The following is a 12,229-nucleotide window of genomic DNA, read 5'->3' as shown; positions in this document are numbered from 1 at the left end:
AGACGGACATGGCTGTCCTGGCCCGGGGGCCGCCTCACTCGAGGTCGAACGCGGTGCGAATGGCCGCGCTGAGCTCCGATTCCTGATCCTCCAGGAGATACCCGATGTGCTTGCCGATGGAATCGCTCGGTACTGTCTGGATGTTGTCGCAACTGACGACACAATCATGGTCGAGTCCGTTTGCGCGACCGATGAGGACCTCGGTGGACAGTCCCCTGATCGTGCTTGTGATGGCGGCGAACGTGACGTTACTGAGATGCGGTCTGACGAGCTCCCGGGTGAGGATGAGAACGGGGCGTGCCTTGTCGAGATGCGCGATATGGATGGGCCGCATCAGTCAGATCCCGCGGGAAGAGTCGCCGCGAAACGTGCAAGGTCGTCCAGTCCATCATCCGCGTTCGCACCGTGCGACGCGGAGAGGATCTTGATATCGCGCTCCGCCAGCATTCGGCGCTGTTCGCGTTCGAGCGCCCGGGTGATCACGGCGGCACGACTGCCCTCGGAGCCCGCAGCGATCGTGCGATCGATGAAATCGACGAGATCGTCGGAAAGTCGAATGGCAATCTGGCGAGTCATACCAAAAACAATACCATTATGAATACCGCTTGGGTCGCTCGGAGTCAGGCGCGAGTGGCGAGCCCCTCGCGGAGGCCGAGGCGCACGGCCGGCCACTCGGCAGCGATGATCGAGAAGACCACGGTGTCGCGCACGGCGCCCTCCGGCCCGACGGAGTGGCTGCGGAGCACGCCGTCCTGCTTCGCGCCGAGCGCGGCGATCGCGGCGCGGGACTGCCGGTTGTGCCAGTGCGTGCGGAACTCGACCGCGATGCAGTCGAGCTCCTCGAAGGAGTACCCGAGCAGAAGCAGCTTCGCCTCCCGGTTGGCGCCGGTGCCCTGGGCGCTCTTCCCCAGCCACGTCGAGCCGATCTCAAGCCGCTGCTGGTCGGGGCTCGGGTGCATAAAGGTCGTCATGCCGACCATGACTCCGGTCGCGGCCAGGCGGATGCCCCACGGCATCAGCTGCCCGGACGCGGCGAGCGCGAGGCGCCGGTCGATCTCCGCGGCCATGCCCTCCGGTCTCGGGACCGCCGTGTACCAGGTGCGCCACAGCTCGCCGTCCGCCACGGCAACGGCGAGTTCGGCCGCGTGTCCGTGGGCGAGCGGCTCGAGCGTGACACGGGTTCCGGCGAGGGTGGGCGCTGCGGCGAATTCCATGCCTCGACCCTATTGGATCGCGTTCTGCTGCCAAACGCCGACAGGGGTTTGTCGCACAGACCTTGCCGCCAGGGATCGGTAGGCTTAAGGGACGTGCGACCGGAGCCAGAAGCGCCGGTCGAGACTGAGATGGAGAAAACGTTGCCAGGAGAGAACCTCACCAGGATCGAAGCCCAGGAGCGCGCAGCGCTCGTCATTGTGCAGAAGTACGCGATCAGCCTTGACCTCACGACGGGTCCCGAAACCTTCGCGAGCACCACGACGGTCACCTTCACCGCGACCCCGGGTGCCTCGACGTTCATCGACGCGATCACGCGCACAGTGCACGCGGTGACCCTCAACGGAGTCGACCTCGACCCGGCAAGCGTGAGCGACGGCATCCGCATTCAGCTCGATGGTCTGGCCGCAGAGAACACGCTCACCGTCGTCGCCGACGCCGAGTACACGAACACCGGTGAGGGCCTTCACCGCTTCGTCGACCCGGTCGACAACGAGGTCTACCTCTACAGCCAGTTCGAGGTTCCGGACTCCCGCCGCGTCTTCGCGGTCTTCGAGCAGCCCGACCTCAAGGCCGCGTTCCAGTTCACCGTGACGGCCCCCGGCGAATGGGAGGTCGTCTCCAACTCGACGACTCCCGAGCCCACGGATGCCGGCAACGGCGCGAAGACCTGGGCATTCGAGCCCACCCACACGATCTCGAGCTACATCACGGCGCTCATCGCCGGACCGTACGCGGTCATCCGCAGCGAGCTCACCTCGAGCGACGGCCGGGTCATCCCCCTCGGCCTGTTCAGCCGCAAGAGCCTCTCCCAGTTCCTCGACGCCGACTACCTCTTCGAGAAGACCCGCCAGGGCTTCGCCTACTTCGAGGAGAAGTTCAACTACCCGTATCCCTTCGACAAGTACGACCAGCTCTTCGTGCCGGAGTTCAACGCAGGCGCGATGGAGAACGCAGGAGCGGTCACCTTCACCGAGACCTACGTCTTCCGGTCCAAGGTCACGGATGCCATCAAGGAACGCCGCGTCGTCACCGTGCTGCACGAACTCGCGCACATGTGGTTCGGCGACCTCGTCACGATGAAGTGGTGGAACGATCTGTGGCTCAACGAGTCCTTCGCCGAGTGGGCCTCGACCATCGCCACCGCCGAAGCGACCGAGTGGACAGAGGCCTGGACCACCTTCGCCGTGATGGAGAAGAGCTGGGCGTACAAGCAGGACCAGCTGCCCTCGACCCACCCCGTCGTCGCGACCATCACCGACTTCGATGACGTGCTCGTCAACTTCGACGGCATCACATACGCCAAGGGCGGGTCTGTCCTCAAGCAGCTCGTCGCCTGGGTCGGCCGCGACGAGTTCTTCTCCGGCGTCGCCTCTTACTTCGCCAAGCACCAGTGGGGCAACACCGAGCTCAACGACCTCCTCGTGGAGCTCGAGGCATCCAGCGGCCGCGACCTCTCCGGCTGGGCCGCGAAGTGGCTCGAAACAGCGGGCGTCAATACCCTCCGCCCCGAGATCACCGTGGACGCCGCGGGCGTCATCACCGGCTTCTCCGTGTTGCAGAGCGCGACCGCCGACTACCCGACGATCCGCCCGCACCGCCTCGCGATCGGGTTCTACGACCTCGTCGACGGGCAGCTCGTGCGCACCCACCGGGTCGAGATCGACGTCGACGGCGAGAAGACGAATGTTGCCGAGCTCGTCGGCCGTACCCGCCCGGCCCTCGTGCTTCTCAACGACGACGACCTCGCGTATGCGAAGATCCGGCTCGACGCGGCCTCGCAGGAGGTGGCCCTCGAGAACCTTGCCGCGATCGAGAGCCCTCTCGCCCGCGCCATCGTCTGGGGTGCCATCTGGGACGCCACCCGCGACGCCGAGACCGGAGCCCGCGACTTCGTGAGCCTCGTGCTCGGCAACATCGCGAGCGAGACAGAGTCGACCACCCTGCGCACCGTACTCGGCCAGCTCGTGCTCGCCGCGCACTACTACGTCGCCCCCGCAGAACAGGCCTCGACGCTGACCGAGGTCGGCGATGCGCTCTGGTCTCTCGCCCAGCACGCCGAGCCCGGCAGCGACGCGCAGTTCCAGTTCGTGAAATTCTTCGCTTCCGTTGCCGCGACCGACAGCCAGCTCGCGAGCGTCGCGGCCCTCCGGAGCGGCACGGTCCCGCTCGAGGGGCTCGAGATCGACACCGACCTCGCCTGGGAGCTGCTCATCGCCCTCGCCGCCGGCGGCAAGGCCGTACCCGCGGAGATCGACACGGCGCACGCTGCGGACAACACCGCGACCGGCGCCCAGTCGGCCGCGCAGGCTCGCGCCGCTCTTCCGACTCCGGAGGCCAAGCAGGTCGCCTGGGCCACGCTAATCGATACCGACACCGCCCCGAACACGATCGTGCGCGTCACCGCGGCCGGATTCCTGCGCGCGAACGACACGAGCCTGCTCGAGCCGTTCGTCGACAAGTACTTCGCGATGCTGCAGCCGATCTGGGTCTCCCGCAGCTTCTCGATCGCGGAGAAGCTCATCATCGGCCTGTACCCGTCCCCGCTCGCCAACCAGGCGCTCGTCGAGGCGACACGCACGTGGCTCGATGCCAACCCCGAGCCAGTCGCACTGCGTCGCCTCGTGATCGAGAACCTCGCGGGAGTGGAACGCTCCCTCGCCGCCCAGGCGCGCGACGCCGAGTAACCGCTCCGCGGCATCCGCCGGCCCGAACGGCCTCGTCCCTCAGAGGGCGGGGCCGTTTTCGTTGTGGCGGGGCCGTTTTCGTTGTGGCGGGGCCGTTTCGCTGTGGCGGGGCGCTCAGGATTCGCCCGTGCGGCTCTCGGTAGACTCGGAGAGCTATGAACTGGGACACCATCTGGACTGAAATCGTCAAATACTTCACGACCTGGCTGCCACTGAGGTTGCTCGTAGTGATCGTCATTCTCGTCGTCGCCTACGCGGCACACTGGATCCTGCAGTTCGTGATCCGCCGGGTGGTGATCCAGATCGTCACGGGCGTCAAGCGCACCCAGAAGGTCGACGACACCCGGGCGCTCAACGTGTCCCCGGTCGCCGCCGTGCGCGTCGTACAGCGCACCCGTACGCTTGGCTCCGTACTGACCAATATCGTCAATGTCCTCGTCGTCGTCATCGCGGGGCTACTCATCCTCCAGACTCTGGCCCCCGATATCCTGGGCTCGTTCGCCCTGCTGACGGCCGCGATCGGCGCCGGCCTCGGCTTCGGTGCCCAGAACATCGTCAAGGACATCCTGAACGGCCTGTTCATGGTCATGGAGGACCAGCTCGGCGTGGGCGACATCGTCGACACCGGGTTCGCCTCCGGCGTCGTGGAGACGGTCGGCATCCGCATCACCCAAATCCGCGACGTGAACGGCACGCTCTGGTTCGTGCGCAACGGCGAAATCCTCCGGGTCGGCAACATGTCCCAGGGCTGGGCCCGCGTCATCATCGACCTGCCCATCCCGTACAGCTCGGACGTCGAAGCCATTCAGTCCGAAATGCTGCGGGTCGCGACCGCGCTCGCCTCGAGTCGCAAGTGGCGGTCGATCATCCTCGAGAAGCCGGAGATCTGGGGCCTCGAGTCGATTTCCGCCGAGGCCCTTGTCACCCGGCTCGCCGTGAAGGTGCGTGTCTCGGCGAAGTGGGACTTCGCCCGCGACCTGCGCCTGCACCTGAAGCTCGCGCTCGACAGCCTCGGGGTCTCGCTCACGCCGCTCAACAGCGTCGTGATGACCGGGTCGGACGACGGCTCGGATGCCACGCCGCCGACGAACCCCGTCGATATCGCCGCCGTCGCCGCGGCCGCGGAACCCGATCCGCTGCCGCACATCGACGTTGTTCCGCTCAAGAAGGCCAGGACCCCACGCGGGCCCCGCAAGGCCAAGTCCGTTGCCAAGAAGGAAGCCCCGGTCGACGACGCTCCCGGCGAGGCTGCCCAGGCCCCCGCCCCGCGGGCGACCGCACCCCGCGCTCCGCGAACCCCGAAGACTTCTGCCACCCCGACCGCCTCGACCGCCTCGACAGCTCCAGCCACCCCGAAGGCTCAGGCAGCCCCGAAGGCTCCGACTGTTCCGACGCCGGACGCCGCCCACCCGAGCCCGCCGACTCCCGAAACCGAACCGACCCCCGAGGGATCCCATGACGACTGACTCCGCCCAGCCACCGGCATCCGCCCCCGCCCCGATCCCGGTCGACCGCGCACTGCCTGCCCGGGTGCTGCTGCGCAACGGTGAGAACGGAGCCGCGATCGGCGCATCGTTCTATGAGCAGGTCGGCGGGCGACCGTTCTTCGAGAGGCTCGTCACCGAGTTCTACCGAGGTGTCGCCGGCGACCCCGTGCTGAAGCCGATGTACCCGGAGGACGACCTTGGCCCAGCGGCAGCGCGCCTCACCGGATTCCTCGAGCAGTACTGGGGCGGCCCGGGTACCTACAGCGAACAGCGCGGACATCCGCGGCTGCGCCAGCGGCACCAGCCCTTCAAGGTCAACCCGGACGCCAGGGACCGCTGGCTGCTGCACATGCGTGCCGCGGTCGACTCCTGCGAGCTACCCGAGCTGCAGCGAACCGTGCTCTGGGACTACCTCGAGCGCGCGGCACACGCCATGTTGAACACGTTCGACGACTGACCTCAGGGCCTCTCCAACGGTTCTGGAGGGGTGAGCAGGCTCTCGAGAGAACGTGAATGTGGTGAATTCTCCTCAATAGGAGCCTGATCAGAAGGAGTTTCCACTGACCTGAGGCATGCTCAGGGAATGTCGGCAGTCGGTCGTAACGTGGGGGCATGACCAACCTTTCGGAGTCACTGGCATCGCAGGAGCAGCCGCAGGGCGGTGCGTCGCAGTGTACGTCCGTCACCGTGCTGGTGCCGGATGCTGTCGCGGCCTTGGGTGGGTCATCAGCTGACTACGACGCGCTCAGTGATGAGCAGGTTCTCGCCGGGCGCTGCGCGAGGGCTGGCTCAGTGTCGAGAAGGCAGACTCGCTCCGGAAGGGGCTCGGCGACCTGGACCGGGCGATCACCGCGGAGAAACTCTCCACTGCCCTCGCCCGGCTCCTGACCGAGGCGCGCACCGTGAACGCGGACCAACTGTTCAAACGGGCCCGGCGGGTGCGGGACATCCTCGATGAGGCCGGCATCGCCGCCCGGGAGAAAGCCGCCTACGACCACCGGTCGCTGCGGTTCTACCGGCTCCACACGGGGCAGGTGCGCATGGTCGGGTTGTTCGCCCCCGAAGACGGCGAATACCTGATGAGCACCTACGACGCCATCACCAGCCCCCGCCGGGGCGGGGTCCGGTTCGTGGACAAGGTCCAGGCGGCCTGGGCGAAGCGGGTCCAGGACGACCCGCGCACCAACGAGCCACTCACCGCAGACGCGTTCCTCGCCCTGATCAAACTCGGCGTGAAAGCCGACCCGAAACGCATCGTCGGCGGACGACGCCCCGCCGTCCGCATGATCACCATCCGCCCCACCAGCACCACACCCACCGGTTTCACACCCACCGGTTTCGCGCACACGGGAACCACACCCACCGATGCCGCGCCAACCGAGGCCCCGTCACCCGCAGCCGACGCTGCGGCGAACCCCGAAACCGAGGCGCACCCGCTCCAGCCCGGCGTCATCGAAGGGACCGCGGTCACCGTCTCCACCGAAACCCTCGAACGCAACCTCTGCGACAGCGGGATCCTCGACGTCACCTTCGACGACCACGGCACCGGTATCGACATCGGCCGCGAACAACGCACCTTCAGCCCCGCCCAACGCGCGGCCCTCGTCCTCCGCGGCGGCGGTTGCAGATGGCCGGGCTGCGACCAGCCACCCTCCTGGACCGAAACCCACCACATCCAACACTGGGAAGAAGGCTCCGGCGACACGAACCTCGACGAGGGGATCCTGCTCTGCCGGGCCGACCACCTCAGGCTCCACAACGAACACTGGCGCATCACCCGAGACCACACCGGCCAGTACTGGCTCACCCCACCACCCGGACGCGACCCGGAACAGAAACCCATCCCCCTCACCAGCAAAAACGCGCTCACCAGGTGGAGTGAATCCGGGGAACCGCACAGTTAGCATGGAGCCAGCGTCGCTCCGAGCGACGCCACGCGGGCCCCGGAACGCATTCGACTCCCGCTGCCCCTTCTGACACTGGAGTCACGATGAGCACGGTTCCCCCGCACGCTACCGGTCCCCGAGCGACATCCCCTCGGACGGATACGAGCGAAGCCGACGCCATCGTGGTCGGGGCCGGCCTCGCCGGACTCGTCGCGACCGCGGAGCTCGTCGCCGCGGGCAAGCGGGTCCTCCTGCTCGACCAGGAGCCGCCCGCCTCCCTCGGCGGCCAGGCCTGGTGGTCGTTCGGCGGCCTGTTCCTTATCGACTCGCCGGAGCAGCGCAGGCTCGGGGTGCACGACTCCGCCGGACTCGCCAGACAGGACTGGTTCGGCACCGCGGGTTTCGACCGTGACGAGGACCTCTGGCCGAGCCGCTGGGCGGAGGCATACCTCGACTTTGCTGCCGGCGAGAAGCGCGCCTGGCTGCACGGGCTCGGCATCCGCTTCTTTCCGGTTGTCGGCTGGGCCGAACGCGGCGGCACCACAGCCCTCGGCCCCGGCAACTCCGTGCCGCGGTTCCACATCGTCTGGGGCACCGGTCCGGCGATTCTCGCCCCGTTCATCGAGCGCGTGCGGGAAGGCGTGAGGTCCGGCCTCGTCACGGCGCTGCACCGCCGCAGGGTCGACGAGCTGCTCACCGACGACGGCGCTGTCGTCGGCGTGCGCGGAAGCATCCTCGCCCCGAGCGACGCCCCGCGCGGCGCGCCCAGCTCCCGCGAGGTCGTCGGCGACTTCGAGCTGCGGGCATCCGCCGTCATCGTGACGAGCGGCGGCATCGGCGGCAACCCCGCGCAAGTCCGCGCCCAGTGGCCGGCCCGGCTCGGCACCGCGCCCGGGGAACTGCTGTCCGGCGTGCCCGCGCACGTCGACGGGCGGATGCTCGGCATCAGCGAGCGGGCCGGCGCCCGGCTGATCAACGGAGACAGGATGTGGCACTACCCGGAGGGCGTCGGGAACTGGGACCCGGTCTGGCCCGCGCACGGAATCCGCATCCTGCCCGGTCCGTCCTCGCTCTGGCTCGACGCGACAGGAACCCGGCTGCCCGCACCCCTGTTCCCCGGCTTCGACACGCTCGGCTCGCTCCAGCACATCGTGCGCACCGGCTACGAACACAGCTGGTTCGTGTTGACGCAGAAGATAATCGAGAAGGAGTTCGCACTCTCCGGCTCCGAACAGAACCCCGACCTCACCGGTAAGAACCTTGCCCTTCTCGCCAAACGGGTGACGAAAGGCGCTCCCGGGCCGGTCGAGGCCTTCAAGAAGCACGGGGCCGATTTTGTCGCCGCCGACACCCTGCCCAACCTGCTCGCGGGCATGCGCCGGCTCTCCCCCGATGCTCCCCTGGACCTCGCCCAGGTCGAGCGGGAGATCCGCGCCCGCGACCGCGAGCTCGACAACGCCTTCACCAAGGATGCGCAGATCACGGCGATCCGCCAGGCCCGGCACTACCGCGGTGACCGTCTCATCCGTGTCGCGAGCCCGCACCGGCTGCTCGACCCGCACGCGGGCCCGCTGATCGCGGTCAAGCTGCACGTCCTGACCCGGAAGAGTCTCGGCGGCATCGAGACGGACCTCTCGGCCCGCGCCTTGGGGCAGGACGGTGCACCGATGCCGGGCCTCTACGCCGCCGGCGAGGCGAGCGGCTTCGGCGGCGGCGGAATGCACGGCTACCGAGCGCTCGAAGGCACCTTCCTCGGCGGATGCCTCTTCTCCGGACGCACCGCGGGGCGCGCCGCCGCCGCGGCGGTCTGACCCCCGGCTGTCACGGGAGCGTCCGGCGGTTGCCTAGTCCAGGACGCTCGTCAGCGCCCCGACCGGCTCGAGTACCGGCTCGAGCACGGCCGCGATCGCGACAGCGGTGTCCCGACCCATCCGGATCGCCCCGTCGACGTGCTGGTAGCCCTTGCCGGCCAGGTCGCTGCAGGAGAAGTGGATCGGCCCGACGGGGGTGCGCAGGTCGGCGCCATATCGGGCGAGTCCGCCGAGGTCGAAACTCGCGGCGTATGCGCCCCGGGTCCATTCCTCGTTGCCCCAGTCACTTTCGTAGTAGACCGCCGGCGACAGCGCCTTGTCCCCGAAGTAGTGCGAAAGCGATAGCAGGATGCGCGCCCGGCGCTCCTCCGCGGGGAGCCGGAACACGGCATCCGCCGCCTCATCGGACACGAAACCGACGAGGGTGCCGCGGTCGTCTCCGAAGTTGGTGTTGTCGTACGCCTCGTGCACGAGCTCGTAGGGACTGAACGCGGTGCCGGAGAGGCCGTCCTCGCGCCAGAACGGGGTCTCGTAGACGGCGTGGACCTTGATCACGAGACCCATCGAGAGGTGCTGGTGCAACTGGTGCTGGCGGCGGGGCAGGGCAGGTTCGAAGGAGATCCGGCTGAGCAGCGTCGGCGGAAGCGCGAGGATCGCCCGGCGGGCGTGCACCTCGAGTCCGTCGGTGACCGCGACGACACCCTCGTCGCTCCAGCGGAGGGTGCGCACCGGCTCCCCGAGGTGCACGTCATCGCCGAGCTGTTCCGCGAGCAGCAGCGGGACCTGCTGGAGGCCGCCGACGACGCGTTCGTCGAGGATGAAGTCGGCGTCGACGAGGTTGCTGAAGCTTCCGGCACTCGCGGCCATCAGCAGGGCCTGAAGGGCGGAGAAGGCGTGCGCGGGCTTGGTCAGCATGGCGCCGGCGATGAACATCGCGACGTTGTCGCGGGCCTCCTGGTCGGCTGTCTGGGTTGCGAGCCACCCGGCGAAGGAGATCCGGTCGAGTTCCACGGCCCGCGGGTGCGCCCACGGCCGATCGGGGTCGACCTCGGCGACAAGCGCGTCGAGCGTTTCGATGAGGGCGACGATCTCGGCCTGGGTCTCCGGGGAGACCGGGAAGATCTCGCCCTCGAAGCGGGTGCGCACCCCGGAGTCGTTGATGTAGACGTTCTCTCCGGCGCGGTACCGGGAGTAGGTCTCGAGACCGAGCTCTGCAAGGGTCTCCTTGAGCGCGTGCTGGTCCGGTGACACCCACTGGCCGCCGATCTCGAGCGTGGCTCCCTCGATGTCGTCGGTCCACAGCCGACCGCCGACCCGGTCGCGCGCTTCGAGCACGGCGACGGTGAGGCCGGCCCGGCGCAGCGACGTTGCTGCGGTCAGGCCGGATGCCCCTGCGCCGATGATGACGATGTCACGGTCGATCCTGGTTGTCATGAAAACTCCTCCATACGTGGGTGCTGCGAGGTCATTCGGGAATCGTGCGAGGTCGTGCGAGGTCAGGCGAGGTCCTGCGGGGTCACGGTCACGATCGCGCACGGGCGGCGGATGCTGCGCCGCCCGCCGTGCGCGTCCTGGTGTCCCTCAGGACGCGGGGATCAGGGTGTACTTCGGGGACAGGTACTCGTGGATTCCCTCGAGGCCGCCCTCCCGGCCGAGCCCTGATTGCTTGACGCCTCCGAAGGGGGCGGCGGCGTTGGACACGAGTCCCGTGTTCAGTCCCATCATGCCCGTGTCGAGCCCGGCGATCATCCGTTGGCCGCGGGCGATGTTCTCGGTGAAGACGTAGCTGATCAGCCCGTACTCGGTATCGTTGGCGAGCCGGATCGCCTCGTCCTCCTCCGTGAAGGTCACGATCCCGACGACGGGCCCGAAGATCTCCTGGCGAAGCAGGTCGCTGTCGGCCGCGACGTCGGTCAGCACGGTCGGGGCGTAGAACGACCCTGGACCCTCCGGGCGGAATCCGCCGGTGAGGAGGGTCGCACCGCGGTCGAGGGCATCGCTCACGAGCTTCTCGGTGTTGGCGACGGCTGCGTCGTTGACGAGCGGGCCGATCGTCACGTCCGGCTCGGTGCCCCGGCCGATCCGGAGGGCTTCTACGCGGGCGACGAGGCGGCGCGCGAATTCCTCGGCGACGGACGCGTGCACGATGAACCGGTTCGCTGCCGTGCACGCCTGACCGATGTTGCGGAACTTGGCGAGCATGGCGCCGTCGACGGCCCGGTCGAGGTCCGCGTCGGCGAAGACGAGGAACGGCGCGTTCCCGCCCAGCTCCATCGAGGTGCGCAGCACGCCCTCGGCGGCCTGGCGGAGCAGCGCCCGGCCGACACCGGTCGAGCCGGTGAAGCTGAGCTTCCGGAGCCGCGGGTCTGCGATCAGCGGGGCGGAGACCTCAGCGGATTCCGAGGTCGTGATCACGTTGACGACGCCGGCGGGAACGCCCGCGTCCTCGAGCAGCTGGGCGAAGAAGAGGGTGGTGAGCGGGGTGAGTTCCGCGGGCTTGATCACGACTGTGCAACCCGCGGCGAGCGCGGGGGCGATCTTGCGGGTCGCCATCGCGAGCGGGAAGTTCCACGGGGTGATCAGGAGGCACGGGCCGACCGGGCGCTGCGAAACGACCATCTGGCCGGTACCCTCGGGCGCCGGCCCGAAGCGCCCGGTGATTCGGACGGCCTCCTCGCTGAACCAACGCAGGAATTCCCCGCCATAGCCGACCTCGGCGCGAGCCTCGGCGAGTGGCTTGCCCATTTCGATGGTCATCAGCAGGGCGAAGTCCTCCCGGCGTTCCTGCAGCAGGTCGAACGCACGACGCAGGATCTCGGCCCGCACCCGCGGTGCGGTCGCCGCCCAGGCGGGACCCGCGGCGACGGCGGCGTCGAGGGCGCGTCCGCCGTCCGCGACGCCCGCGTTGGCGATTCGCTTGAGCTCGCGCCCGGTCGCCGGGTCCGTCACGATGATCGGCTCCCCCGTGCCGGGCTGCCAGGTGCCGTCGATGTAGAGACCATCGGGGACCCGGTTGAGGAGTTCGGCCTCCCGCCGGGTGCCGGTGGTGGTGTTCTCGCCGGAGGCGGGGCTCAGGGGGCGGTTCTCGGTGCTGAGACTGGTCACGGGTGTTCTCTTTCGGTCACGGGGCAGGTACGGCAGGCGGT

Annotated in this window: 10 protein-coding genes; 5 read left to right on the top strand and 5 right to left on the bottom strand. The window is 68.6% G+C overall.

Annotation, left to right across the window (positions count from 1 at the left end; translation table 11 throughout):
• Positions 1-34: 34 nt before the first annotated feature.
• From RCH22_RS05195 to RCH22_RS05185, 3 genes are read right to left on the bottom strand one after another with little or no spacing between them, the layout of a single operon-like run.
• On the bottom strand, positions 35-334 hold the full coding sequence (locus tag RCH22_RS05195; protein ID WP_327013040.1) for a type II toxin-antitoxin system PemK/MazF family toxin: 300 nt from the start codon (positions 332-334) through the stop codon (positions 35-37).
• Positions 334-576 (bottom strand): hypothetical protein, encoded by a 243-nt coding sequence (locus tag RCH22_RS05190; RefSeq protein ID WP_327013039.1) that lies wholly within the window; start codon positions 574-576, stop codon positions 334-336. Before RCH22_RS05190 ends, RCH22_RS05195 begins: the two co-directional genes overlap by 1 nt.
• A 44-nt stretch (positions 577-620) precedes the next feature.
• A complete protein-coding gene (locus RCH22_RS05185) occupies positions 621-1,214 on the bottom strand; it encodes a GNAT family protein (protein WP_327013038.1) in 594 nt (197 codons plus the stop codon).
• A 141-nt stretch (positions 1,215-1,355) separates the two neighbouring features.
• Here RCH22_RS05185 and pepN point away from each other — a divergent pair, with 141 nt between their 5' ends.
• The 5 genes from pepN (at position 1,356) to RCH22_RS05160 (ending at position 9,083) form a co-directional block, all read left to right on the top strand.
• A complete protein-coding gene (gene pepN, locus RCH22_RS05180; RefSeq protein WP_327013037.1) occupies positions 1,356-3,899 on the top strand; it encodes an aminopeptidase N in 2,544 nt (847 codons plus the stop codon).
• Between the two features lie 155 nt (positions 3,900-4,054).
• On the top strand, positions 4,055-5,365 hold the full coding sequence (locus RCH22_RS05175; protein WP_327013036.1) for a mechanosensitive ion channel domain-containing protein: 1,311 nt from the start codon (positions 4,055-4,057) through the stop codon (positions 5,363-5,365).
• A 97-nt stretch (positions 5,366-5,462) separates the two neighbouring features.
• Positions 5,463-5,843, top strand: coding sequence for a globin (locus RCH22_RS05170; protein WP_174774633.1), 381 nt, complete (start codon positions 5,463-5,465; stop codon positions 5,841-5,843).
• Between the two features lie 316 nt (positions 5,844-6,159).
• A complete protein-coding gene (locus RCH22_RS05165; protein ID WP_327015459.1) occupies positions 6,160-7,290 on the top strand; it encodes a DUF222 domain-containing protein in 1,131 nt (376 codons plus the stop codon).
• An 86-nt stretch (positions 7,291-7,376) separates the two neighbouring features.
• Positions 7,377-9,083, top strand: a complete 1,707-nt coding sequence (locus RCH22_RS05160; protein ID WP_327013035.1) for an FAD-binding dehydrogenase — start codon at positions 7,377-7,379, stop codon at positions 9,081-9,083.
• A 33-nt stretch (positions 9,084-9,116) separates the two neighbouring features.
• Here the strand turns inward: RCH22_RS05160 and RCH22_RS05155 are convergent, their stop codons facing one another.
• Positions 9,117-10,517, bottom strand: coding sequence for an NAD(P)/FAD-dependent oxidoreductase (locus tag RCH22_RS05155; RefSeq protein WP_327013034.1), 1,401 nt, complete (start codon positions 10,515-10,517; stop codon positions 9,117-9,119).
• Between the two features lie 147 nt (positions 10,518-10,664).
• Positions 10,665-12,158 (bottom strand): NAD-dependent succinate-semialdehyde dehydrogenase, encoded by a 1,494-nt coding sequence (locus RCH22_RS05150; RefSeq protein WP_327015458.1) that lies wholly within the window; start codon positions 12,156-12,158, stop codon positions 10,665-10,667.
• Positions 12,159-12,229 lie beyond the last annotated feature (71 nt).

It is taken from the genome of Cryobacterium sp. GrIS_2_6 (assembly GCF_035984545.1).
GTDB lineage: Bacteria > Actinomycetota > Actinomycetes > Actinomycetales > Microbacteriaceae > Cryobacterium.
The sequence above is the reverse complement of the archived record's forward strand: the minus strand, read 5'-3'. Positions and strand labels throughout refer to the sequence as shown.

What these genes read in the sequence shown, in the direction of transcription:
- RCH22_RS05195 (WP_327013040.1), bottom strand. Translation starts at nt 334, where the DNA reads ATGCGGCCCATCCATATCGCGCATCTCGACAAGGCACGCCCCGTTCTC.
- RCH22_RS05190 (WP_327013039.1), bottom strand. Translation starts at nt 576, where the DNA reads ATGACTCGCCAGATTGCCATTCGACTTTCCGACGATCTCGTCGATTTC.
- RCH22_RS05185 (WP_327013038.1), bottom strand. Translation starts at nt 1,214, where the DNA reads ATGGAATTCGCCGCAGCGCCCACCCTCGCCGGAACCCGTGTCACGCTC.
- RCH22_RS05175 (WP_327013036.1), top strand. Translation starts at nt 4,055, where the DNA reads ATGAACTGGGACACCATCTGGACTGAAATCGTCAAATACTTCACGACC.
- RCH22_RS05160 (WP_327013035.1), top strand. Translation starts at nt 7,377, where the DNA reads ATGAGCACGGTTCCCCCGCACGCTACCGGTCCCCGAGCGACATCCCCT.
- RCH22_RS05155 (WP_327013034.1), bottom strand. Translation starts at nt 10,517, where the DNA reads ATGACAACCAGGATCGACCGTGACATCGTCATCATCGGCGCAGGGGCA.